The sequence below is a fragment of the Kocuria cellulosilytica genome (assembly GCF_040981245.1).
In the GTDB taxonomy this organism is placed as follows: domain Bacteria; phylum Actinomycetota; class Actinomycetes; order Actinomycetales; family Micrococcaceae; genus Kocuria; species Kocuria cellulosilytica.
Window position 1 is genome coordinate 202,116 of record NZ_JAVFWZ010000005.1, and the last position, 22,780, is coordinate 224,895.

Consider the following 22,780-nt stretch of genomic DNA (forward strand, 5'->3'; position numbering starts at 1 on the left):
CCGTGGATGACGCCCCCTGTCGGAAGAGATTCCCCGTGGACCGTCTGCTCACCGTCCTCTCCCTCGACCGGATCAGCTTCCACGAGCTGTCGATGCGCTCGCGCGTGCTCCTGAGCCAGCTGCCGCTGTTCGTCACGACCGTCGTGCTCGTCGCCGGGATCTGGATCGTGCACGAGCCGCTCCGGGACGATCTGCGGGTGCAGCTCGCCCTCGCGCTCACGGTCGTGCTGACGGCCCTGTGCGTACTGGTGCCGTGGGACCGGCTGCCCGACGGGGCGTTCCTCGCGGTGCCGGTCCTGGACTTCGTGCCCATCACGCTGCTGCGGGAGGGCACGCTGAGCACGGTGACCGGGGTGGGCATCATGGCGGCGTTCCCCGTCATCTGGTTCACCGGCTCGGGGCGGCTGCCCCGGGCGGCCGCCCCGCTGGGGTTCCTGCTGACCCTCGCCATGGTGTGGGTCCCCCTCGTGGTCCCGCCTCGACCGCTGAGCGCGCAGCTGCTGACGGCCCCGCTGCTGATCCCGTTCATGCTGCTGGGCATCGGGCTCACCGTGCAGGTGCTGTCGAACAGCATGGAGCGCCAGAACGCCGAGCTCGAGGCCAAGGACGCCGAGCTGCGCCGGCTGCTGAGCGCGACCGCGCGGCGGGAGCGGCTGCTCAACACCGTCCTGGACACGGTGGACGTGGGCGTGCTGGCCATCGACGAGCACGGCCACGACGTCCTCATGAACCGGCGCCAGCACCGGATCCACGAGCTCTCCCTGCCCGAGGGGATGCGGGACGGCGCCGAGGCGGACCTGCGCGTCTACGGGGACGCGGGCGGGACGCCGCTGCCGGCGGAGCGGCGTCCCGCCCGCCGCGCCATTCGCGGCGAGTCCTTCTCCGACGTCCTGATCTGGGCGGGGGAGCCGCCCGTGCAGCGGGTCCTCTCCGTGTCCGCCCGGGTGCTCCGGGACGAGGACGGGAGGACCGAGGGCTCCGTCCTGTCCTTCAACGACGTGACCGAGCTGGTGGCCGCGCTGCAGGCCAAGGACGACTTCCTGGCCGGCGTCTCCCACGAGCTGCGCACCCCCCTGACGTCCATCCGCGGCTACACCGAGCTGCTGGCCATGGACGACCGGCTCCCCGGGCACGTCCGCTCCGGGCTCGAGGTCGTCGAGCGCAACGCGGACCAGCTGCTCGTGCTGGTCGAGGACCTCCTCCGCACGGCCGGCCCCGGCCTGGAGCTGCAGCTGGTGGAGGCCGACCTCGTCGAGGTGGTCCAGCAGTCCGTGGCGGCGGCCGGGCTCCGTGCGGCGGAGGCGGGAGTGGACCTGCGGGTCGACGCCCCGCCCCGCCTGGCCCTGCCGTGCGACCCCGTGCGCCTGGGCCAGGTCCTCGACAACCTGCTCTCGAACGCCATCAAGTACTCCCCGGACGGCGGGCCGGTGACGGTCCGGGTGGCCTCCGCCGGGGCCACCGTGCAGGTGCAGGTCGCCGACCGCGGCATGGGCATGCGCCCGGAGGACGCCGAGAACGTGTTCAGCCGGTTCTTCCGCAGCCGCAACGCCCGGATGAGCGCGATCCCGGGGCTGGGCCTGGGCCTGGCGGTGGTGCGCGAGATCGTCCAGCGCCACGGCGGCACCGTCCGGTGCGAGAGCGCGCCGGGGGAGGGGACGGTCGTCACCCTGGGCCTGCCCGCGGCCGGACCGGACGGCGCGGAGGGCGGCGTCCGGGCGGCGCGGGGCGGCTCAGCGGCTGTACTCGAGCCGGACGGAGCCGTCGTCGGGCAGCACCAGGACCGTGCTGTGCTCGACGGTCCAGTCCTCGGGCAGCAGGAAGTACCGGCCGCCGCGCAGCGTGAGCAGCCGTAGACCGTCGTAGCGGTGGAGCGGGTCGTCCGGCGTGCCCACCTGCTCCGTGCCGACCCCGGGGAGACCCACGTGCAGCGGCTCCTCGCTGTAGACGACCGCCCGTGGCATCTTCTCCCGGCTCTCCTCCAGGTCGTAGGCCATGACTTCTCCCATGGCCTCGGCCGCGGCGGTCGTGCCCCAGAAGACCAGGAGGCCGACCACCGACACCAGCGCGGCGGCGCCCAGGAGCTGGCCGCGCGGCGCGGTGGGCGGTCGGTCCCGCGCCGTGACGCGCCGCCGGAGCCCGGCGGCCCACGCGGCGCCCAGGACGCACAGCGCCATGGCGAAGGGGAGGATCCAGGCCTCCCTGCTGTCCCGAACGGTGCGCTCCAGGAGCCACCCGGCGACGGCCAGCCCGATGAAGAGCCACGTCCCCCGGCGCGCCCACCGCGCCACCGGCGCGCTCCCGGACGCCCGGACGCGGGCGTCGACGCGCTCGCGGACCAGGTGGTCCGCCCACAGCCCGGCGAGGAGGGCCACGGCGATCCAAAAGAGGATTCCGTACAGGGAGCTGATGCTCAGCAGGAGGTAGTCCTGGGTGGTGTAGCCGAAGAGGTGCACGTCCAGGCCCATCGCCCGGGCCTGGGCGCCGGCGCGGACCCAGCCGTAGTAGACGAGCAGGGCCGTGAGCAGGCCGACCGAGACGCCCAGCTCCGAGACCGCCTGGACCAGGCGCGTCCAGAGCGGGGCCGTGGCCGGTCCCTCCGCCGCCACCGTGGCGCCTACGGCGTGGGCGCCGGAGCCGGTGTGCCCGCCGGAGCCGGTGTGCCGGTCGAGCCCGGGCCGGTCGCCGGCGGATCGGGGCAGGCCGTCGCCGGCACCTCGTAGACGAGGTGGGCCAGGCCGCCGACGGGCCAGTCCGCGTCCGTGACGGACACCGGGACGTGGCCCGTCACGTCGGACGGAGGGGCGCGGAAGAACAGGCTCCCGTTGCCCTGCTGCACCGGCACCTCCGTGGCGCCCACCGTCACGGCGCGGATGCCCTCGGGCGGCATCCACTCGAGATTGCCCTGCAGGAAGACCGGGGCGCCACCGCAGGTGGAGACGGGGATCTCGAGGCCCTCGAGCCCGGGGGCCAGGGGGGAGACGAGGCTCTCCAGGACGAGGGGACAGGCCGTGCCCTCGGGGACCCGCAGGTCCGGGACCGCCTCCGGCGCCCTGCGGTGGAACTCGACCAGCCGCCGCAGGCCCGCCACGGTCTCCTCCTCCCAGCAGCTGCCGGGGGCGGGAGCGGCGGCCAGGGCCTCCTCGCCCTGCCGCCACAGCTCGGCGTCGTTGGTCGTGGCGGCCTCGCACAGGAGGGCGCCGGCCCGCGGGATGGGCTGACCCCGGGACGCGAGCAGCTGCTCGTCGCCGCAGTCGCCGTCTTTCAGGGGGTCGTACCACAGCGGGGTGCCCTCCCCGTTGGGCCCGATCCGCAGCCAGGTCAGGATGCGCGAGACCGGGGGGTCGCCGGTCTCGCCCGGCGAGGCGACCGCGGACCCGGACGGAGCCGCGGAGCCCGGCGGGTTCGCGGAGCCGGACGGGGCGGGCGTGCTCGGGGACGAGCCGGGAGAGCCGCCGCAGGCCGGCACGGTCAGTGCTGCTCCGGCCAGGACGAGCGCGCAGAGCAGCTGTCGGGAACGGAGTTGCATGGTGCACCGCCAAAGTCGTCCGTGGTGGCCGGTCGCCCGGAACAGCCTCAGCGTACGGCGGGCCCCGTGCCACAAACAGGGCTGTGACCTGTGGTGACGCGACTGTGACGGCGGATGCGCGCCGTCCGGCGGGGGAGCGGGCGGGGCAGTGCAGAAGGCTCCGGACCCAGGGGGTCCGGAGCCTTCCGTAGGCGCCATGGTGTCGAGACAGCCAGCGTGGATACCTTCCACTTTGGAGGCGGCCGATGAGGGGCATCGTCGCGAGTAGGGCGTCAATTGCTCTCCGGCGCGGCAGTCCCAGGGTGGAAACCATGCGAGAGGCTCAACTTAGGGACCGCACGCGTGACCACTACAGCCGTCTCGGCTTGTGTGATCGATGTGCCGCCCAGGCGGCCTACGGCCATGCCGACGGATTCAGCGCCGTGCATCCTCCATGTGCTCATTGCATAGGATTCCTGACGCAGCTTCTGATCCCACAAGCCAATGGGTGGCGTAGCTTCCGGCGCGGGCAAGCAGGTCGCTGAGCGAGGATAAACGGCTCTGTGTGCCTATCTGAACGCGCCCGGAGAACATCGGGGACTGTCCAGGTCCTCAGGTCTCCGGGCGCGTTCAAATCGTGAATCTGGAACCCGTAAGGTCCCGCACGAGCTATGCACCACCGATTCTCGCCGCCGCACTGATGGCCCCCCCCCGTGGCCCCTTAGGTGGACGAGGGAAATAAGCGACGCTTGTAGATGCATGCTGTCGTGCCATCGGCACTACAACCGACGACTTCGACGGCTGTAACATCGGCGCCTCGTACCTAGCGGCATGCTGGGCGTTGTCTCGATCGCCGGTCTTCAGTACACGCGCACCCAATGAAGTGAATTGTTCAGCTTGTAAAGGGTGACGCCCAGGTCGCGGCCCGTAGTCGTGGCCTTTGCGGTATACCCGCTGGAGGAGAAGAAGAGGGCCTCCCTTCCTTGGTACTGCGGGCGCATGGTGGTGCCTGCGAGTTGCACAATGGCAGGCTCGCCGATCGGAGTGTTGTAATGCTTGACTTGGGCGATCGCTCCGGCGGCGACCACATCGACTCCGCCATCTGCGCCAGGATTCGTCAGCGTTGCACCGGGGTAGCCATTGGCGCGCATAAAGTCCCTGGCGCTGCGCTCAGCGTCCTGCCAATTTGTAACGTAGATCGACTGGTCGCGCATCGCTTCGTAATATTCCGAGGGCTTCGAATCCCCCAGGTCATCGCTGGGCGAACTGGTGCTCGTTGCGTTGATCATGGCTACTGCTATGCCAAGGATAACTATCGTTCCCAGTATCGAGCCGGTCCCCGACCAGAACGGAAAGCTCCACGGCGCCACCCAGCTGACGATCTCCAGTAGCAGGCACAGTGCTATGACAACGCCGGCGAGACCGAGAGCCAATAGGGCGCACCCGGCTGCAGAACTCTCGTTTTCCTCTGCTTCCTCACTCTTACTGGAAATTGCCACGCCACTTCCTCCTGTGCGAGTGCAAATGTAAATTCATGGGCCCATCGTAGAGCAGTCCTGCGCCGCGCCAGACCAGGCTTGACGAGGATCTGACGACCCTGTTGTGGGGACAATCCTCGCGCGCGCAGAACGGGCGAATCGATCCTGGCGGACTGCTCGGATGGTTGCAGGTGCCGACCGCTTTCGCTGGCTCGTATGCGGCTGAATGGGAGGAGGGGGGCAGTGCTCTAGAGGAAGTGTCACAACCACTCGGCATGCCTTATTTGCGGAACACATGATAAGGCGAATTTTCATGTGTCTATGACCAGCCATCTAGCACCTTCTAGGACCCCTGCTAAGCACACGACTGAGACTCTGCCCCACGGCGAGCTCATCGCCAGCTGGCTCGCTTCCCTATCTTCTGAGAACACGCGGCGTGCATACCGGAGGGACCTCGCCAGCTTCCTGTCGTGGCTGTCCGTCTCCAAGTTGGATCTACTGGAGGTCCGTCGCGTTCATGCAGACACCTGGCGCAGCACCTTAGAGGGCGCGGCGTCCACGCGGGCCCGGAAGCTTTCAGCCGTGTCCAGCTTCTACGCCTACGCCTTGACTGAAGACGCTGTGCCGGGAAACCCCGTAGCCGTTGTCCGTCGGCCCCGGGTCAATCTCCACGACAGCACCACTCAAGGACTTAGCGAATCTGAGGCGCGGGCGTTGCTGGCGGCTGCCCAAAACGACACTCCACGCTCCTATGCACTGGTGTATCTGGTGCTGACCACTGGCATCCGCATAAGTGAAGTTCTAGAGGCCCGTCGCTCCGCGATCAAGCACGTACCCGGCGCCGTAGTTCTAGAAATTGTGCGGAAGGGTGGCAAGCGCGGCCGGGTCACCGTTACGCCCGGTGTGGCCAGGGCTCTAGAAAACTACTTGAGTGAACCCATCCGTAGTGCCACGCCGGCGCGGCGCGGCGACAGGCAGGATCCCTGGCTGTTCACCACCGCCACCGGCCACCAGTGGGCCCAGTCGGAGGCGTACCGAACCGTCCGTCGACTGGCCGATAAGGCCGGGATTCCGGGGCGCATCAGCCCACACTCCCTGCGTCATGCCTACGCCACCATCGCTTTGGATAATGGAGCGGCGCTGCGCGACGTCCAGGATTTCATGGGGCACGCCGACCCGCGTACCACTCGCCGCTATGACCGATCCCGCAATCGGCTGGAACGTGACCCCGCGCTGACTCTTTCTAGGGTATTTGGGGCGTAGCGCAAGTAGCGCAAGTAGCGCACTGACCCATCCGTCGAGCCGTGCGCCACGGATGGCTGATACACCAATATGTGCGATCTGAGAGGTGGCATCCAATATCATGAGATCGTGGATCAATCCACCACATGACCGAAAAGGTATAAGGAGATATGGGCGCTGAAGCTACCGCACAAAAGGAAGTTTCTCATGCAATAGAGGAGACGCAGTCGGGCGTGCAAGGCCCTCTCTATGTCGGCCGATTCGGAGTCGTGCTTTTGCGTCTTCCTGATGGAAGTGAACCTATGTTCACAACACCCGACGCAAGGGAATTTTCCCACAGCGTATCCGAGAAGTTGCGAAAGGCGCTAGATGTTGACCCTCGCGTAGTGAAGGTCTATATCGAAAGAGCGATTAAAACGGTGGATAACGCCAGGACCCACACTTACTGGGAGTTCAACTCTGAAGCTGAGGACTTCGGGGAGTTTATAGATCGATTTGAGGTCCTGCGTTTAAATGAACCCATTGTCTTCCGCGTCCGGGTCCCTATTAAAAACCAGCCAATCTATCGGGGGATCGATGATGTGCCCTCGGACGAATACTTAGTCGTCTGGGATGGGGTATCCGTTCTCGTACAGTGGAATCAGGATGTGACTGAAGCCACTGCATCAGGCGGCCACATTGTATTTGACGTGCTTGAAGCCGCTGCGGGTGAGGCCGGGTACGCGGCCGAGGTGGTCGCATGTAGCGCAGAGTGTCATCACAAGTTCGTTCATGCAGACGTGGTCACCTTTGATGGAGACACTCATCCAGATAAATTCGTTATATCCGGAGAGACGCCAGTAGGCGTCGGTGTAATCACGCCCTTTAATCGCGAGAAAGATGACCTATCCAACCTGCTTCGAACCTATCACGAAATTTCTTACGCAGTGGATATATACTCTCAGGTAAGAGATTCAGTGGATTCCATCTACTCGATGGAGACGAAGGCCCGCAGCGACTCGGCCAAGCTTATGCTGATCGAGTACAGCAGGGCTTCCTCTCGGCAGTTCCCTAATCCTCGAAGTGTTGTGGATGCTTGGAAACTGCGGAACTTTAGGGGTGAATCTCGGAAGCTGCTTTCGGGGCTTTGGCTCGCCATGAATTATGTAGAGTCCTTCGAGCGCGAGTGGAGAAGGTCTAGCGTTAGGTTCAAATCTGTACTAGAGGAAAATGGGTTGGAAAAACTGACGCCCATCTTTGATATTGGCGAAGAGGAAATCGAGGCGCTTGACCTGTCACTTATTAGAGAGAATCTGCAGGATTCGAGCAGTCGCATGGACTCCCGCATGATTTTTTTCGCTACTCTGGCCGGCGCCGGCGCCGCGCTCGGCGGTGCCGCATTAAGTGGTGGTGTGTGAACCCTTGTTCGCGCGTCCTGCTCTGGCGGATGGCTTGCGGACAAGACCTACGCCCGGCCTCGCGCTGCGTGTTCACCCCAAGTGGGGCGCGACCGAGATCGAGACGTCTCTAGGGGTGTCCAAAAAGTGTCCAACCTTCCGGGAAAGGTGCGGAAAAGCAGGGAACGCATGGACGTTTTAATTCGTCAAGCTTGACTTATGGCTGGCTATGAAAAAACCCCGTTTCCCTAGTTTGACTAGGGGAAACGGGGTCTTTCTGATCGAGCCTCCTGTCGGAATCGAACCGACGACCTTTTCATTACGAGTGAAACGCTCTACCGACTGAGCTAAGGAGGCGTGCACGCAACCGTCCGGGACGGCCTCAGTGCAGGTGAAACTCTAGCAGAGAGCGGCGGGGCGTCCCCAATCGGGGTGGCCGGTCCCCGTGCGGGCGTTCCCCGGGAGTTCACCGGCTCTTCGGCCGGCCCGCCTTACCGGCCCGGGGGAGCGGGGCGCACCCTGGACGGACACGACGACGGGGCGGGCCGCTGCGGTCCGCCCGGAACAGGAGCAGCCCAGTGCGCACCCCGGACAGCGGCATCGCGCCGGACCTCGAGCTGGCCTTCCTCGACATGTCCGGGACGGTGTTCCACGACAACGGGATCATGGAGCGGGCCTTCGAGCGCACCGTGACGGGCCTCGGCGTCGACCCCGGCTCCGCGCGGTTCGGGCAGATGCTCCAGCACGTCCGGGGCACGCTGGGCCAGTCGAAGGCCGGAGTGCTCGAGCAGCTGTTCGCCGCCGAGCCCGCGCGTGCCCGGCAGGCGGTCCGGGACTTCGGGCGCCATCTCGACGAGCTGCTGGCCACCGAGGGGGTCGTCCCCGTGGCGGGCGCGGAGGAGGCCGTCACGGCGCTGCGCGAGGCGGGCCTGCGGGTGTGCCTGGCCACGGGCTACGACCGGCACAGCCTCAACACGCTCCTGGAGCAGCTCGGCTGGACCGGTCTCGCCGACCTCAGCCTGTGTCCCTCGGACGCGGGGCGCGGACGGCCCTGGCCGGACATGGTGCTCACCGCGGTGCTGGCGCTGGACCTCGGCGACGTCCGCCGGGTCATGGTCGTGGGGGACACCGCCGCGGACGTGCAGGCGGGGCTGCGGGCCGGGTCCGCCGCGGTGGTCGGCGTCCGCACGGGCGCGCACGACGCCGCGTCCCTGCGCGCGGCCGGGGCCCACGTGGTGGTCGACTCGGTCCGGGACCTGCCCGGTCTCGTCCGGGCACCGGTGCCCGGACGGAGCTGACGCCCCCCGCCACGGGGTGACGGCGGGGCACCACGGAGGGGGCGGCGGCCCGGACCGCGCGCCAGTGTGACGCGCTCCGTCGGGCGGGGGCGACGACGACCCCGGATGTTGGCATGCTGGACGGCGGACGGCGAGCGCCCGGCCGTCCGGACCCGCAGCGAGCACCCCGCAGAGGACGCCATGGAAAGCGCACACCTGTCCCCCCACCGTGTCCGGCACCGGTCGTGGCGGCCCGCCCAGCGGCTGGCGCTCCTGGGCGCACTGGTCTCCTTCGGGCTGCTCGGGCTGCTCAGCCTGCTGGCCGGCGTCGAGACCGTGGTGCGGGCCGGGCAGGGGTCGGCCGATCTGTGGCTGGAGGCCGCGGCGGTGACCGCGCCCAGCATGGTGGACCTGGGCCCGGGCCTCTCCTCGCAGGGCTACGACCACGTGCACGTGGGCGTGACGGGGGTGAGCCCGTCGAGCATGGTGCCCTACGCGCTGACCCTGGCGCTCGGCTCCACGGTGTTCGCCGGGATCTGCGCGTTCCTGGCGTACCTGTGCGGCCGCATCTACCTCGGCAGGCCGTTCGGGCGGGTCCTGACCGCGGGACTGACGGCCTGCTCGGCGGCGCTCGTGGGGCTCGCCCTGCTGGGCCCGCTCCTGTTCGCCACGGCCCAGGCGCGGATCTTCGCCGACCTCGGCGTCGACCTCGGCCGGGCCCCCTTCGTCAACGACTACGCCTTCGGCGACACCGACGCGGTCGTGCTGGTCGCCGGCGTGCTCCTCGGGCTGACGGCGCTGGCCTTCCGCGCGGGCGGGGGGCTCCAGCAGGAGGAGCAGGACCCGGCCTGACGGACGGCGTCCGGGTCCTGACCGGTCGCCCACCGGGCGGCCGGACGGTCCGGGGTGTCCGGCCTCAGGAGCAGGTCGTCCCCGGCTCGGGGAGCTCGCCCTCGAGCAGGTAGGCGTCCACGGCGTCCTGCACGCAGCGGTTGCCGGCCGAGTAGGCGGTGTGGCCGTAGCTGTCGTAGGTCAGCAGCCGGGCGCTGTCGAGCTGCTCCGCGAGGGCCTCGGACCAGTGGTAGGGCGTCGCGGGGTCGTGCGTGGTGCCCACCACGAGGACGGGATCGGCACCCTCGGCGTCGATCGGCTCCTCGAGGCCCGCCGGCTCGGCGGGCCAGCCCTGGCACGCGGCGTCGCCGTAGCCGAGGTACGGGCCGAAGGTCGGCGAGACCTGCTCGAGCTCCTCCTGGTGCCGGGCCATCTGCTCCGCCGTGACCGTCCCCTCGGGCCGGTCGAGGCAGTTGACGGCCGTGAAGGCCATCGTGGTGTTGTTCGTGTACCGGCCCTCGGCGTTGCGCCCGTGCGTGGCGTCCGACTGGGCGAGCAGCGCGGAGAAGTCGCCCTCGAAGGCGTCCCCCAGGGACTCGTTGAGCGCCTCGTAGGTGCTGGTCGAGTAGAGGGGGCCCAGGATGCCCTCGACCACGTTGGTGGCGGTGACCCGGCGGCCGTCCGCGGCGGTCACGGTCCCCTCCTCGACGGAGGCGATGAGCTCCTGGATGCGGGTCATCGCCTCGTCCACCGAGACGCCGGCCAGCACGCAGTCCGGATTCTCGAACTGGCACTGCTGCACCCAGTGGCGCAGGTTCGCCTCGAAGCCCTCGGCCTGGTCCGCGGTGGCGTCCATGTCGCTGAGGGTCGGGTCCACGCCGCCGTCGAGCACGAGCCGGCCGACCCGCTCGGGGAACAGCTCGGCGTACACCGCGCCCAGGTGCGTGCCGTAGGAGAAGCCCAGGTAGGTCATCCGCTCGTCGCCGAGGACGGCCCGGAGCACGTCCATGTCCCGGGCGGCGCTCACGGTGTCCATCTCGGCCACGAGCTCGCCGGAGTCCTGCACGCACGCAGCGCCGAGCTGCTCGTACTCCGCCCGGATCTGCGCGGCCGGCTGCTCCTGCGGGTCGAACATCGGCTCGGCGCGCCACGCGTCCAGCTCCGCGTCGTCGAGGCACTCGATCCCCTCGGAGCGGCTCACGCCGCGCGGGTCGAAGCCCACGACGTCGTAGGCCTCGCGCACGTCGCCGGTGACCGTGTACTGCGCGTAGAGCATCGCGTCCACCCCGGAGGCGCCGGGGCCGCCGGGGTTCAGGAGCAGGCTGCCGCGGGCGTCGCCGCGGGCGGGCAGGCGGGACATCACCACGGTGGTCGTCGCCCCGGCCGGGTCGGCGTAGTCGAGGGGCACCTCGACGTCGGCGCACCGGAGGTCGTCCTGCGCGCCGTTCGTCTCCACCTCGAACTCGCAGTCCTCCCAGACGACGGTCTGCGTGTAGAAGCGCTGCAGCTCCTCGGGGCTGCCCTCGACGACGGCGCCGGTGGCGCCCCCGGAGGTCGGCTCGCCCGTGGCGCCGGCGCCGAGGGAGGAGCACCCGCTCAGGAGCAGGCCGGCCGCGCCCAGCACGGCCGTGGCGGGCAGGAGGGCGCGGCGCGAAGGGGCGGCACGGCGGATCATGGGGCTCCTCAGGGGGGGGCGGGAGGGGGATTTCAGAGCAGGGAGACGGCCATGGCCTCGAAGGCCAGCTGCGCGCTGACGTTGGTGCGGATCCGGTCGCGGGTCCGGCTGATCACGTCGATGCGGTGCAGCGTCCGCTCGGGGGTCGCGTTGGACGCGTGGTCCTGCAGCTGCTGGGCCAGGTGCTCGTTGACCAGGGCGGAGCCCGTGCGCAGCTGGAGGGTCAGGACGTCGCGGTAGAAGGTCGTGAGGTCGATGAGGAAGCGGTCGAGGGTGTCCGTCTGGATCCGCCGGGACCGGCGCTTCTGGTCGGCCTCGAGCCGGTTGAGGGCGCCGCGGATGGCCGGCGGCACCCGCCCGGACTCCGGCGCGCCCAGGGCCACGAGCAGCTGCTTGCGCTCCGCCTCGTTGCGGGACTCGGCGTCCGCCTGGGACTCCTCCACGGCGATCTTGTGCAGCCGGTCCGCGGCCCGCACGGCGTCCGGCACCCCGGAGAGCTTCAGCGGCATGGAGACGACCTCCTGCCGCCGGGTGCGGGCGTCGTCGTAGAGGGCGAGCCGCTTGGCGATCCCCACGTGGGACTGGGCGAGCCGGGCGCTCTCCTCCGCGCGCCGGCGCGGCACCCCGTGCCGGCGGATCAGCAGCTCGGCCACGTCCTCCACGGCGGGCACCTTCAGCGTGGCCGGACGGCAGCGCGAGCGGATCGTCACGAGCACGTCCATGGGGCTCGGCGCGCACAGCAGCCAGATGGTGTTCGGCGGGGGCTCCTCGATGGCCTTGAGCATCACGTTGGAGGTGCGCTCCGCCATGCGGTCGGCGTCCTCGACCACCATGACCCGCCAGCGGCCCACCGAGGGCCGGTCCTGGGCGCGGACCACGAGCTCGCGGGCCTCCTCGATGGTGATCTGCGGGTTCTCCGTGACGAAGTGGGTGAGGTCCGCGTGCGAGCTGGCCAGGACGGTGCGGCACGCGTGGCACTGCCCGCACCCGCGCTCGGCGGGGTCCTCCTGCTCGCACAGCAGGGCCGCGGCGAACGCGAGGGCGGCGTTGGAGCGCCCCGAGCCGGGCGGGCCCGTGAACAGCCAGGCGTGGGTGGGCCGGTCCTCCTGCGCGGCGCGCCGCAGCTGCGCCACCACGGCGTCCTGGCCCAGCAGCTGGTCCCACACGCTCACGCGCCCACCCCCGCGGTCCGGGCGGAACGGGGGAGCCCGGCCAGGCGGGCGCGCACGGCGGCCGTGATCTCCCCGGCCGGCCGGGTGGCGTCGAGCACCAGGTAGCGCTCCGGCGCCCGCCCGGCGAGCTCGAGGAACGCCTGCCGGTTCGCGTCGTGGAAGACGTCGGGCTCGGTCTCCAGGCGGTCCCCCGGGGCGCCGTCACGGGCCTCCCGGCGGGCGCGCCCGGTCCCGGCCTGGACGTCGAGCAGCACGGTGAGGTCCGGGACGAGCCCTGCGGTGGCCCACGCGTTGAGCTCCGCGACGCGGTCGACCCCGAGGCCGCGGCCGGCGCCCTGGTAGGCGGCGGACGAGTCGGCGAACCGGTCGCAGACCACGGTCCGCCCGGCGGCGAGCGCGGGACGGATGAGCTGGGCGACGTGGGCGGCGCGGGCCGCGGCGAACAGCAGGGCCTCGGCGCGGGCGTCGACGGGCCCGTGCGCGGGGTCCAGCACGAGCTCGCGCAGCCTCTCGCCCAGCGGGGTGCCCCCGGGCTCCCGGGTGCGCACGGTGTCGTGCCCCTCGGCGCGCAGGGCCTCCACGAGCCGGCCGGCCTGGGTGGACTTCCCGGCGCCGTCCCCGCCCTCGAACACGACGAAGAGCCCGCGCCCGGACGGGGCGGGGGAGGATTCCGCGGCGGCGGCGGGCGGCGGGACGGGAGCCGGTCGGGTGGTCACGGTCCCAGCCTATCCACCCGGGAGGACAGCGCCCTCCGGTCCCGTGCGGGCTGGGGACGCCGCGGGCCGATAACCTGGGCCCATGACTGCGCGCCCCGAGATCCCGCCCGCCCACGGCCCCGCCGACCTCCGCCCGGACACCGTGCTGGTCGCCGGCGGGCGGCCCGCACCGGAGCACGACGCGCCGGTCGGCCCGTCCATCGTGCTGACCTCCACCTACCGGGGCTCCGGCGAGCTCGACGAGCGGAACCGCACCTACGGGCGCTTCAGCAATCCCACGTGGGAGGACGTCGAGGACGTGCTGGCACGGCTCGAGCAGGCGCAGCTCCCCGGTCTGCTCTACGCCTCGGGCCTGGCCGCCGTCGCGTCGGTGCTCTCGCTCGTCCCGGCGGGCGGCTGCCTGGTGCTGCCCCGGCACAGCTACCAGGGCTCCCTGGCCCTGGCCGCGGACCTCGAGTCCCGGGGGATGCTGACCGTCCGGACCGTGGACGTCACGGACACCGAGGAGGTCGTGGCCGCCCTGGGCGCCGCCGACCTGCTCTGGCTCGAGAGCCCCACCAATCCCATGCTGGAGGTCGCCGACCTCCCCGCGCTCCTCGCGGCGGCCCGCGAGCGCGGGGTGCTCACGTGCGTGGACAACACCTTCGCGACCCCCCTCCTGCAGCGCCCGCTCGAGCACGGCGCCGACGTCGTGGTGCACTCCGTGACCAAGTACCTGGCGGGGCACTCCGACGTCGTCCTGGGGGCGGCCGTCACCTCCGACCCCGCCCTGCGGACCCGGCTGCACGGGCACCGCTCCCTGCACGGGGCGATCCCTGGCCCGTTCGAGGCCTGGCTGGCGCTGCGGGGGATGCGGACCCTGGCGCTGCGGGTCGAGCGCTCCGCGGCCAGCGCCGCGGAGCTCGCCCGCCGCCTCCAGCGGCACCCGGCCGTGCTCGAGGTCCGCTACCCGGGCCTGCCCGGGGACCCCGGCCACGAGCGCGCCGCCGCGCAGATGGACGGCTTCGGCGCGATCGTGGCGATCGTCCCCGCGGGGGACGTCGCCGCCGTCGAGGCGGCCGTGGACACGCTGCGCGTGTGGACCCCCGCGACCTCCCTCGGCGGGGTGGAGTCCCTGGTCGAGCGGCGGCGCCGGCACCACGAGGAGCCGCACAGCGTCCCGGAGACGCTGCTGCGCCTGTCGGTGGGCATCGAGAACGTCGAGGACCTCTGGGAGGACCTCGACCGCGCCCTGTCCGCGATCGACCGGTAGGCTGGGCGGCGTGGACATTCCCTGGGTCTTCCTACTCGTGCGTCTCATCGACATCTCGCTCGCGCTGGTCGTCGCCGGCCTGGCCGTGTGGGCCTTCGTGGACTGCCTGACCAAGGCACCGGTGCAGTTCCAGCGCGCCTTCAAGCGCACCAAGGGCTTCTGGCTCGCGCTCACCGGGGGCTCGCTGGCGTTCACGGTCTTCACGCTGCTGCTCCTGCGGCCCAGTCTGTTCGTGCTGCTCATCGCGGGCACGGCCGTGGGCGTCTACCTCGCCGACGTCCGCCCCGCCGTGGGCCTGGAGTCCAAGGGCCCCAACAACTGGTGACCGCCGGCCCCCGGGCGCGCGGCTGACCCCGCGACACGGGGCGCCGGTGACGCCCGCTTGTCCCGCGCCGCCGCGCGGGTGGAAGAATGGCGCCATGGCTACCGAATCAGCACCGCACAAGCTCGTCCTGCTCCGGCACGGACAGTCCGACTGGAACGAGAAGAACCTGTTCACCGGGTGGGTGGACGTGGACCTGACCGAGAAGGGGCGGGAGGAAGCCGTCCGCGGCGGTGAGCTGCTCGTCGAGAAGGGGATCGCACCGGACGTCCTGCACACCTCGCTGCTGCGCCGGGCGATCACCACCGCCCACCTCGCGCTGGACCGGGCGGACCGGCACTGGATCCCCGTGAAGCGGTCCTGGCGGCTCAACGAGCGCCACTACGGTGCGCTCCAGGGCAAGGACAAGACCCAGGTCCGCGAGGAGTACGGCGACGAGCAGTTCATGACCTGGCGCCGCTCCTTCGACGTCCCGCCGCCCGAGCTCGAGGACTCCGACCGGTACTCCCAGGCCGGCGACCCCCGGTACGCCGACGTCGAGAACGCGCCCCGCACCGAGTGCCTCAAGGACGTCCTCGACCGCTTCATGCCCTACTGGGAGCAGGAGATCGTCCCCGACCTGCGGGCCGGGCACACCGTGATCGTCGCCGCGCACGGAAACTCCCTGCGCGCGCTCGTGAAGCACCTCGACGGCATCTCCGACGACGACATCGCGGCCCTGAACATCCCCACGGGCATCCCGCTCTACTACGAGCTCGACGAGGACCTCCGCCCGCTCGTGGCCGGCGGCGAGTACCTCGACCCCGAGGCCGCCGCGAGCTCGATCCAGGCGGTCGCCAACCAGGGCAAGAAGTAGCCCCGGCCGGCTCCCGCAGCACGAGCAGGGGGGCCGGGCCCGCCGCAGCGGCGGGCCCGGCCCCTCTGCTCCTGCCCGGACGCGGCACAGCGCGCGCCCGGACGGGCGCTCACTCGCCCCCGTCGCGGCCCACGTGGCCGTGGCCGGTCGGGCGGTCGGAGGTCGCCGGCACCCAGTCGCCGGTCACCAGGTAGGAGACCTTGCGGGTCACCGAGACCCCGTGGTCCCCGATGCGCTCGAGGTAGCGGGAGCACAGGGTGACGTCCACGGCGGTGGGCACGGAGCAGTCCCAGCTCGGCGCGGCCAGGGCGTCGAAGACGGACTGGTGCAGCTTGTTGACCTCGCCCTTGAGCGAGAAGATCTCGTCGGCCAGGGAGAGGTCGCGCGTCTGGAGCACCTGGATGACCCGGTCCACGATCTGCAGGTCGAGGTCGAACATCCGGGTGAACGTCTCCACGAGCGGCTCGGGGATGACCGGCTCGGGGTAGCGCAGGCGCACGGCCTGGGCCAGGTGCCGGGCGAGGTCGCCGGCACGCTCCAGGGAGGCGCTCATCCGCAGCGCGCCCACGATCATCCGCAGGTCCGAGGCGACCGGGCTCTGCAGCGCGAGGATGTCGATCGAGCGCTCGTCGAGGTCGTTCTGCAGGAAGTCGATCCGGGCGTCGTTGGAGATGACCTCCTCGGCGAGCTGGATGTCCGCGTCGAGCAGCGCGTCCTTGGCGCGGGCGAGGGCCTCGCGCACCAGGGTCGCGATCTGGATGAGCTCCTCACCGACCTGGTGGAGTTCTGCCTGGAAAACCTTGCGCACGGATGCGTCCTTTCGAGATGCGGCGGCGTCCCGTGCCGCCGCGGCCGGGGTGCGGCGCGGAGCGGGACGGATGACGTGGGGGCCGGGTGCGAGCACACCCGCCGCCACCGTCACAGCCAGGAGTGAACTTTCGCTCATCTTAGGATGAACGTTCGTTGAACCTGTAGCTCGTGACGCCCCGTGCGGGGCCGCCGCGCCCCCGAGTGCCTAAGCTGGATCCGTGAGTCCAACTGCCATCGCCGTCGCCGCGGGTCTGCTCGGCTTCGCCCTCGGGGTGAGCGGTCTGATCGCCCTGCGGGTGAGCGGGCGCGGCCGCCGCGCCCGCGCCGACGTCCAGGAGCCCACGCTGCCCGACGGCACCGCGGACGTGCTCGCGGTGATCGGCCGGGCCTACGTGGTCGTGGACGGGGTCGACGGCGTGGTGCGCGCCTCCCCGGCGGCCTACGCCTTCGGCCTGGTCCGCGGGCACACCGTGGTGCACGAGCAGATGCTCGAGATGATCCGGCGGGCCCGGCGCAGCGGCGTGATCGAGGAGCGGCGGGTCGAGCTGACCCGCGGGCCGTTCCAGACGGGCGCGGTGGTGCTCGACGTCCGCGTGGCCCCCATCGCGGAGGAGTACATCCTGCTGCTCGCCGACGACCAGACGGAGATCGTCCGGGCGCAGTCGATCCGCAACGACTTCGTCGCCAACGTCTCGCACGAGCTGAAGACCCCCGTGGGCGCCATCGGGCTGCTCGCCGAGGCGATCGAGGACGCGGCCGAGGACGAGGAGGCCGTGCGCCGCTTCGCCCAGCGCCTGCACAAGGAGTCCGCCCGCCTGACCGCCCTGGTCCAGGACATCATCGAGCTCTCCCGCCTGCAGGGCGCGGACGTGGTCACCGAGGGCCGCCCCGTGGACCTCAACCAGGTGATCGCCGACGCCGTGGACCGCAACCGGTTCCCGGCCGAGAACAAGGGCATCGAGATCGCGGTGGGCGGGCGCGTCACCCGGCCCGTCTTCGGCGACCCGGACCTGCTCGTCACGGCGCTGCGCAACCTCATCGACAACGCCGTGCACTACTCCCCGGAGGGCACCCGCGTGGGCGTCGGCGTCCGGGAGCGGGACGGGATGGCCCAGATCTCGGTGACCGACCAGGGCCCGGGCATCCCCGAGGACGAGCAGGACCGGATCTTCGAGCGCTTCTACCGGGTGGACGCGGCCCGCTCCCGCCGCACGGGCGGGACCGGGCTGGGCCTGAGCATCGTCAAGCACGTCATGTCGCAGCACGGCGGCGAGGCCACCCTCTGGTCGCAGCCGGGCCGCGGGTCCACGTTCACCCTGAGCATCCCCCAGATCGAGGGCGCCGACGACCCCGGGGAGGCCGCGCAGCCGGCTCCCGGCGCGTCCGCCCGCCCGGTGCCGGAGCCGGCACCACCCCGCCCAGAGGCATCGACCCCACGGCCCGCCGCCCCCGCGGCGCGCGCCGGGAGCACGGAGGACCGACAGTGACCCGCATCCTGATCGTCGAGGACGAGGAGTCCCTCAGCGACCCGCTCTCCTACCTGCTCGGGAAGGAGGGGTTCGAGGTGGAGGTCGTCGACAACGGCGTGGACGCCGTGGCGGAGTTCGACCGGTCCGGGGCCGACCTGCTGCTGCTGGACCTCATGCTCCCGGGGCTCTCCGGCACCGAGGTGTGCCGGCAGGTGCGGCAGCGCTCGTCCGTGCCGATCATCATGCTCACGGCCAAGGACGCCGAGATCGACAAGGTGGTGGGGCTCGAGCTCGGGGCCGACGACTACGTCACCAAACCGTACTCGTCCCGGGAGCTCGTCGCCCGGATCCGCGCGGTCCTGCGCCGGCAGGGGGAGCCCGAGGAGCTGGTCTCGGCGACCGTGCAGGCCGGGCCCGTGCGGATGGACATCGAGCGGCACGTGGTCAGCGTCCACGGCGAGCGGGTGGCCATGCCGCTCAAGGAGTTCGAGCTGCTGGAGATGCTGCTGCGCAACGCCGGGCGGGTGCTGACCCGCGGGCAGCTCATCGACCGGGTCTGGGGCTCGGACTACGTGGGGGACACCAAGACCCTCGACGTGCACGTCAAGCGCCTGCGCGCCAAGATCGAGCCCGACCCCTCCGCCCCGCGGCACATCGTGACGGTGCGGGGACTGGGCTACAAGTTCGAGGGCTGAGGCCGCCGCACCGCCGACGGAGAGGGCCCGGAACCCCGCGGGGTTCCGGGCCCTGTCGTCCGAGCGCGCGTGCCGGCAGGAGGCGTCAGTGACCGCCCTCCTGGCCCGCCATCTCGTCGAGGGGCACGGGCGTGTTGGAGGGGTTGGCCGGGGTGGTGGGGGCGCCGCCGGGGACGAACTCCGCGTAGCGCTCGAAGGTGTGGTCGAGCACCGGGACCTGCTCGGTGAGGGACTCGCCGCCCACGGTGAACTCGGTCTCGACCATGAGCCCCGGTGCGGCACCGGCGCGGTCCACGATCACGGGGTCGGCCTCCTCCAGCGCCACGGAGCCGTTGGCCGGGATCTGCACCTCGGCGGTGGCGCCGTCGACGTCCATCGACAGCGTGACGTCCTGGCCGCCGTCGTTGTCCAGGGTCCCCAGCACACGGCCCTCGGCGTCGGCGTCGGTGGCCACGATCAGCACGTTGGTCAGCTTGACGTCGCCCACCCGCTCCACGATGCCGTCCGCGGGGGAGTAGATCATGGTCGTGGCCGGAGGGTTGATGTAGGCGCATCCGGCGGTGGACAGCAGGGCGGCCGCGGCGGCGGCACTCAGGCCTGCGCGCTGCAGCAACTTGGGGGCGGCGATCTTCACGGCGCGTACTCCTCGGGAGCTCAGGACGGTGTCCCGCCCAGCCTATCCGTTTGCCGACGGTTCGTCCGCATCGCCGGGCCCGGAGGGCCCCGGCCGGCCCGGATCGGCGAATCCTACACCGTGTTAGAATGGAAGTTCTGAAAGGGGTATTTCCATATGGTTTTTGAGGTTGGCGAGACGGTTGTCTACCCGCACCACGGCGCGGCGACCATCGAGGAGATCAAGACCCGCACCGTCAAGGGCGAAGAGAAGATGTATCTCAAGCTCAAGGTGACCCAGGGGGATCTGGTGATCGAGGTACCCGCGGAGAACGTCGACCTGGTGGGCGTGCGCGACGTCGTCGACGAGGACGGGCTCAAGAAGGTCATCTCGGTCCTGCAGGCGAAGGACACCGAGGAGGCCAGCAACTGGTCCCGGCGCTACAAGGCCAACCTCGAGAAGCTCGCCTCGGGCGACGTGCTCAAGGTCGCGGAGGTCGTGCGCGACCTCTGGCGGCGCGACCGGGACCGCGGGCTCTCGGCGGGGGAGAAGCGGATGCTGACGAAGGCCCGCCAGATCCTCACCTCCGAGCTCGCGCTCGCCAAGAAGATCGACGAGGAAGAGGCCGAGAAGCGCCTCGACGACATCCTGGCGTCCTGACCGGCCCGTGACCGACGGCGCAGCACGGCCCAGCACGGCGAACCCGCCCTCCCCGGAGGGCGGGTTCGCCGTCGTCGTCGTGGCCGCCGGTTCCGGCACCCGGCTCGGGCACGGCATCCCCAAGGCCCTGGTGGCCCTCGACGGCCGCCCGCTGCTGGAGCACGCGCTGCGGGGCATCCGGGAGGCCGGGCCGACCGGGCCCGTGCTGGTGACCGTCCCCGCCGGGGACGTCGAGCTCTCCGCGACCGCCCGGGCGCACGGCGCGCGGCCGGTGACCGGTGGTGCCTCCCGCGCGGAGTCCGTGCGGGCGGCGCTGGCCGAGCTCGAGCGGACCGAGCCCGCCTGCCCCGCCGTGCTCGTGCACGACGCCGCGCGCTGCCTCACCCCGCCCGAGGTCTTCCGCACCGTGGTGGACCGGCTGCGCGCGGGGGAGCGCGCCGTGGTGCCCGTGCTGCCCGTCGCGGACACGATGCGCCGGGTCGACGACGCAGGCCGGTCGCTCGGCACCGTGGACCGCACCGTGCTGCGCGCGGTGCAGACCCCGCAGGGCTTCGACCTCGCCCTGCTCCGGGCGGTGAACCGCGCCGCCGAGGCGGCCGGGACGGACCCCGGGGCCGTCACCGACGACGCCTCCCTGGTGGAGGTCCACGCCCCGGGGACCGCGGTGCTGACGGTGCCCGGGCACGAGCACGCCTTCAAGATCACCCGCCCGCTCGACCTGGTGCTGGCCGAGGCCGTCCTGCGCGGGCGCGCGCCGGGCACGGCCGGGGCGGTGCCCGTCACCGCCGGCGCCTCCCTTCCCGACCCCCCTCCCGGACCCGAGGAGCGCTGAACCCGTGATCCTGCCCCGCACCGGCATCGCCGTGGACGTCCACGCCTTCGGGCCCGAGGGCACCCCGCTGTGGGTCGGGGGCCTCGAGTGGCCGGGGGAGCGCGGTCTCGCCGGGCACTCGGACGGGGACGTCGTGGCCCACGCGGCCGCCGACGCCCTGTTCTCGGCCTCGGGCACCGGCGACCTCGGCGCCAACTTCGGCGTGGACCGCCCGGAGCTCGAGGGCGCGTCCGGGACGCGGATCCTCGCCGAGGCGGCCCGGATCGTGCGGGCGGCCGGCTTCGAGATCGGCAACGTGGCGGTGCAGCTGATCGGGAACCGGCCGCGGTTCGCGCCCCGGCGCGCCGAGGCCGAGGCCGTGCTCACCGCGGCGGCCGGCGCGCCCGTCACGGTCAGCGCCACGACCTCCGACCGGCTCGGGCTCACGGGCCGCGGGGAGGGCCTCGCGGCCGTGGCCACCGCCCTGGTCGTCCCCGCGGGCACGGGCGGGGCCTGACCGGCGCGCCGCGGCCCGCCCTTATGATGGGCCGTGTGACTCTGCGCTTCTACGACACCGCCACCGCGACCGTGCGGGACTTCGAGCCCGCCCACCCCGGCGAGGCCCGTCTGTACTACTGCGGCGCCACCGTGCAGGGAATGCCGCACATCGGCCACGTCCGCTCGGCCCTGGTCTTCGACCAGCTCGCCCGGTGGCTGGCCCACCGCGGCTACCGGGTGACCACCGTGCGCAACGTCACCGACATCGACGACAAGATCCTCGCCAACTCCGCCGCGTCCTTCGCCCCGGACTACGACGGCGACCACCCGCGGGAGCCGTGGTGGGCGCTCGCCTACCGGTACGAGCAGGCGTTCAACGCCGCCTACGACGCCATCGGCGTCGGCCGGCCCACCTACGAGCCGCGCGCCACGGGCCACGTGCCGGAGATGCACGCCCTGATCCGCACCCTCGTCGACGCCGGGCACGCCTATCCCGCGCCGGACGGCTCCGGGGACGTCTACTTCGACGTCCGCTCCTGGGAGCGCTACGGCGAGCTCACCCACCAGTCGGTCGAGGACATGCAGGACGCCCCCGACGCCGACCCCCGCGGCAAGCGGGACCCCCGCGACTTCGCCCTGTGGAAGGGGCACAAGCCGGGCGAGCCCGGGACCGCGAGCTGGGACTCGCCCTGGGGCGCCGGCCGTCCCGGCTGGCACCTCGAGTGCTCCGCCATGGCCGCGAAGTACCTCGGCGAGCACTTCGACATCCACGGCGGCGGGCTGGACCTGCGCTTCCCCCACCACGAGAACGAGCTCGCCCAGTCCACGGCGGCCGGGCAGCGGTTCGCGAGCCTCTGGCTGCACAACGGGCTCGTCACCTACGCGGGCGAGAAGATGTCCAAGTCGATCGGCAACACCGTGTCCCCGGCGGACATGCTCGCCGAGGCCCGGCCGCTGGCCGTGCGCTACTACCTCGGCCAGGCCCACTACCGGTCCGTGCTGGACTACCGGCCCACCTCCCTCACCGAGGCCACGGCCGCGGTCGAGCGGGTGGAGTCCTTCCTGCGCGCGGCCCGGGACGCCGGGGCCGGCCTCGACGGGGCGGCCGGGGACGTGCCGGAGGCCTTCGGCGAGGCCATGGACGACGACCTCAACGTCCCCCAGGCCCTCGCGGTCCTGCACGAGACCGTCCGCGCCGGCAACTCCGCGCTCGCCGACGGCCTCGACGCCGCCGGGCCCGCCCGCGCGGTCCGCGCGATGACCGACGTGCTCGGGCTGACCGGGCTCATGGACCTCGGGGACGCCGGGGGCAGCACGGCCGAGCACACGGCCCTCGACACCCTCGTGCGCTCGCTGCTCGCCCAGCGGGACCGGGCCCGCGCCGCCAAGGACTGGGCCCGGGCCGACGCGATCCGGGACGAGCTCGCCGCGGCCGGCGTCGCGGTGCGCGACGCCCCCGGCGGATCCACCTGGTCCGTGGCCTGACCGGCCCGCCCCCCACCACCCACGACCGAACAGAGGA

21 protein-coding genes and 1 tRNA gene are annotated in these 22,780 nt (G+C 71.4%); 14 read left to right on the forward strand and 8 right to left on the reverse strand.

Features of this window, described 5'->3' with window-relative positions; all coding sequences use genetic code 11:
- The first annotated feature begins 35 nt into the window (after positions 1–35).
- Complete coding sequence (locus RCG67_RS10165) at positions 36–1,853, forward strand: sensor histidine kinase (protein ID WP_368826006.1); 1,818 nt, start codon at positions 36–38, stop codon at positions 1,851–1,853.
- Positions 1,854–2,614: 761 nt separating this feature from the next.
- On the opposite strand, the gene RCG67_RS10170 is transcribed toward RCG67_RS10165, so the two are convergent.
- Both RCG67_RS10170 and RCG67_RS10175 read right to left on the reverse strand, forming a co-directional pair.
- Positions 2,615–3,526: a hypothetical protein gene (locus RCG67_RS10170; RefSeq protein WP_368826007.1), complete on the reverse strand. Its 912-nt coding sequence runs from the start codon at positions 3,524–3,526 to the stop codon at positions 2,615–2,617.
- A gap of 839 nt (positions 3,527–4,365) precedes the next feature.
- The gene (locus RCG67_RS10175; protein WP_368826008.1) at positions 4,366–5,004 is read right to left on the reverse strand and encodes a restriction endonuclease; all 639 of its coding nucleotides are present in this window, start codon (positions 5,002–5,004) and stop codon (positions 4,366–4,368) included.
- A 300-nt stretch (positions 5,005–5,304) separates the two neighbouring features.
- Between RCG67_RS10175 and RCG67_RS10180 the strand changes: the two genes are divergently transcribed.
- Both RCG67_RS10180 and RCG67_RS10185 read left to right on the forward strand, forming a co-directional pair.
- Positions 5,305–6,246 carry a tyrosine-type recombinase/integrase gene (locus RCG67_RS10180; RefSeq protein ID WP_368826028.1) on the forward strand — a complete coding sequence of 314 codons (942 nt, stop codon included), beginning with the start codon at positions 5,305–5,307 and terminating at the stop codon, positions 6,244–6,246.
- Between the two features lie 149 nt (positions 6,247–6,395).
- Positions 6,396–7,622, forward strand: a complete 1,227-nt coding sequence (locus RCG67_RS10185) for an aldehyde dehydrogenase family protein (RefSeq protein ID WP_368826009.1) — start codon at positions 6,396–6,398, stop codon at positions 7,620–7,622.
- A 263-nt stretch (positions 7,623–7,885) separates the two neighbouring features.
- Here RCG67_RS10185 and RCG67_RS10190 read toward each other — a convergent pair.
- Positions 7,886–7,958, reverse strand: a tRNA-Thr gene (locus RCG67_RS10190).
- A 221-nt stretch (positions 7,959–8,179) separates the two neighbouring features.
- On the opposite strand from RCG67_RS10190, the gene RCG67_RS10195 reads away from it, so the two are divergent.
- Complete coding sequence (locus RCG67_RS10195; RefSeq protein WP_368826010.1) at positions 8,180–8,899, forward strand: HAD-IA family hydrolase; 720 nt, start codon at positions 8,180–8,182, stop codon at positions 8,897–8,899.
- A 180-nt stretch (positions 8,900–9,079) separates the two neighbouring features.
- The gene (locus tag RCG67_RS10200; protein WP_368826011.1) at positions 9,080–9,730 is read left to right on the forward strand and encodes a hypothetical protein; all 651 of its coding nucleotides are present in this window, start codon (positions 9,080–9,082) and stop codon (positions 9,728–9,730) included.
- Between the two features lie 64 nt (positions 9,731–9,794).
- Here RCG67_RS10200 and RCG67_RS10205 read toward each other — a convergent pair whose 3' ends face one another.
- From RCG67_RS10205 to tmk, 3 genes are read right to left on the reverse strand one after another with little or no spacing between them, the layout of a single operon-like run.
- Positions 9,795–11,384: an alpha/beta hydrolase gene (locus tag RCG67_RS10205; RefSeq protein WP_368826012.1), complete on the reverse strand. Its 1,590-nt coding sequence runs from the start codon at positions 11,382–11,384 to the stop codon at positions 9,795–9,797.
- Between the two features lie 32 nt (positions 11,385–11,416).
- The gene (locus tag RCG67_RS10210) at positions 11,417–12,556 is read right to left on the reverse strand and encodes a DNA polymerase III subunit delta' (RefSeq protein ID WP_058875333.1); all 1,140 of its coding nucleotides are present in this window, start codon (positions 12,554–12,556) and stop codon (positions 11,417–11,419) included.
- Positions 12,553–13,272 carry a dTMP kinase gene (tmk, locus tag RCG67_RS10215; protein ID WP_368826013.1) on the reverse strand — a complete coding sequence of 240 codons (720 nt, stop codon included), beginning with the start codon at positions 13,270–13,272 and terminating at the stop codon, positions 12,553–12,555. Before tmk ends, RCG67_RS10210 begins: the two co-directional genes overlap by 4 nt.
- An 82-nt stretch (positions 13,273–13,354) precedes the next feature.
- Here tmk and RCG67_RS10220 point away from each other — a divergent pair, with 82 nt between their 5' ends.
- The 3 genes from RCG67_RS10220 to RCG67_RS10230 all read left to right on the forward strand — a co-directional run bounded on the left by RCG67_RS10220 (position 13,355) and on the right by RCG67_RS10230 (position 15,702).
- The gene (locus tag RCG67_RS10220) at positions 13,355–14,524 is read left to right on the forward strand and encodes a trans-sulfuration enzyme family protein (protein WP_368826014.1); all 1,170 of its coding nucleotides are present in this window, start codon (positions 13,355–13,357) and stop codon (positions 14,522–14,524) included.
- Positions 14,525–14,534: 10 nt separating this feature from the next.
- On the forward strand, positions 14,535–14,849 hold the full coding sequence (locus RCG67_RS10225; protein ID WP_058875335.1) for a DUF2516 family protein: 315 nt from the start codon (positions 14,535–14,537) through the stop codon (positions 14,847–14,849).
- 94 nt (positions 14,850–14,943) lie between these two features.
- Entirely contained in the window at positions 14,944–15,702 is a 759-nt protein-coding gene (locus tag RCG67_RS10230; protein WP_368826015.1) for a phosphoglyceromutase, read from the forward strand.
- Between the two features lie 109 nt (positions 15,703–15,811).
- On the opposite strand, the gene phoU is transcribed toward RCG67_RS10230, so the two are convergent.
- Positions 15,812–16,510 (reverse strand): phosphate signaling complex protein PhoU, encoded by a 699-nt coding sequence (gene phoU / locus RCG67_RS10235; RefSeq protein ID WP_058875337.1) that lies wholly within the window; start codon positions 16,508–16,510, stop codon positions 15,812–15,814.
- Between the two features lie 220 nt (positions 16,511–16,730).
- Between phoU and RCG67_RS10240 the strand changes: the two genes are divergently transcribed.
- Entirely contained in the window at positions 16,731–17,999 is a 1,269-nt protein-coding gene (locus RCG67_RS10240) for a sensor histidine kinase (RefSeq protein WP_368826016.1), read from the forward strand.
- Positions 17,996–18,676: a winged helix-turn-helix domain-containing protein gene (locus RCG67_RS10245; protein ID WP_368826017.1), complete on the forward strand. Its 681-nt coding sequence runs from the start codon at positions 17,996–17,998 to the stop codon at positions 18,674–18,676. The genes RCG67_RS10240 and RCG67_RS10245 overlap by 4 nt, the downstream gene beginning before the upstream one ends.
- Before the next feature lie 85 nt (positions 18,677–18,761).
- On the opposite strand, the gene RCG67_RS10250 is transcribed toward RCG67_RS10245, so the two are convergent.
- On the reverse strand, positions 18,762–19,310 hold the full coding sequence (locus RCG67_RS10250) for a hypothetical protein (protein WP_368826018.1): 549 nt from the start codon (positions 19,308–19,310) through the stop codon (positions 18,762–18,764).
- Positions 19,311–19,466: 156 nt separating this feature from the next.
- Here RCG67_RS10250 and RCG67_RS10255 point away from each other — a divergent pair, with 156 nt between their 5' ends.
- The 4 genes from RCG67_RS10255 to cysS are packed head-to-tail and all read left to right on the forward strand — an operon-like array spanning position 19,467 to position 22,743.
- Positions 19,467–19,949 carry a CarD family transcriptional regulator gene (locus RCG67_RS10255; protein ID WP_017831963.1) on the forward strand — a complete coding sequence of 161 codons (483 nt, stop codon included), beginning with the start codon at positions 19,467–19,469 and terminating at the stop codon, positions 19,947–19,949.
- 7 nt (positions 19,950–19,956) lie between these two features.
- A complete protein-coding gene (ispD, locus tag RCG67_RS10260; RefSeq protein ID WP_368826019.1) occupies positions 19,957–20,781 on the forward strand; it encodes a 2-C-methyl-D-erythritol 4-phosphate cytidylyltransferase in 825 nt (274 codons plus the stop codon).
- 4 nt (positions 20,782–20,785) lie between these two features.
- Positions 20,786–21,277 carry a 2-C-methyl-D-erythritol 2,4-cyclodiphosphate synthase gene (ispF, locus tag RCG67_RS10265; RefSeq protein WP_368826020.1) on the forward strand — a complete coding sequence of 164 codons (492 nt, stop codon included), beginning with the start codon at positions 20,786–20,788 and terminating at the stop codon, positions 21,275–21,277.
- 35 nt (positions 21,278–21,312) lie between these two features.
- Positions 21,313–22,743 (forward strand): cysteine--tRNA ligase, encoded by a 1,431-nt coding sequence (gene cysS / locus RCG67_RS10270; protein WP_368826021.1) that lies wholly within the window; start codon positions 21,313–21,315, stop codon positions 22,741–22,743.
- Positions 22,744–22,780 lie beyond the last annotated feature (37 nt).